The 836-nt window shown below is 63.5% G+C and carries 1 protein-coding gene; it reads right to left on the reverse strand.

What is annotated here, in order from left to right; translation table 11 throughout:
* On the reverse strand, nucleotides 1-836 hold an 836-nt coding region (locus AC1D17_RS29190), incomplete at both ends, for an AMP-binding protein (RefSeq protein WP_477568671.1).

Consider the following 836-nt stretch of genomic DNA (forward strand, 5'->3'; position numbering starts at 1 on the left):
CCCTTGAAGACGTTCGGTCCCCTGATCTCGATCATCCCGGTTTCGTCAGGACCGAGCACGAGCCCGGTGGCGGGATCGGTCACACGCACCGTTACGCCCGGTAATGGGAAGCCAACCGTTCCGGCAATGCGTTTGCCGTCATAGGGGTTCGACGTGTTCATGTTGGTTTCCGTCATGCCGTAGCGCTCAAGGATGGCATGACCCGTGCGGGCCTGGAATTCGGTATGCGTCTCGGCCAGCAGCGGAGCCGAACCGGAAATAAACAGGCGGATGCTTGAGACCGCCTCGCGGTCGAGGCGCGGGCTTTGCAGGAGGCGCACGTAGAAGGTCGGAACGCCCATCAGCATCGTCGCCCGCGGCATCAATGACACCACCTCGTCGGCGTCGAATTTCGACAGAAGGAACATGGAGGCGCCGGCCAACAGGGTGACGTTGGTGGCGACGAACAGTCCATGCGTGTGAAATATCGGCAGGGCATGGATCAGGCAGTCGGCAGCCGTGACGCGCCAGACGTCGCGCAAGGTCAGGGCGTTCGACAGCAGATTGTCATGCGTCAGCATCGCCCCCTTGGAGCGTCCCGTCGTCCCCGAGGTGTAGAGGATCGCCGCCAGATCGTCTGCGGAGCGCGAGGCGTCGACGAAGTCGGCCGGCTCGTCGCGGGCAAGATCAAGCAGCGAGCCGCTGCCATCGGCGTCGAGCGTTTCGACGATCGCGCCATGCGTCTTCGCGATGTCCTCGATGCCCGCTTTGGCCGAGGGTGCAACGACCACCAGACGCGGCTCCGCGTCGCCGATGAAATAATCCAGCTCTGCCAGCGTATAGGCGGTGTTGAGCGG

The sequence above is a fragment of the Pararhizobium sp. P1_E7 genome (assembly GCF_056405855.1).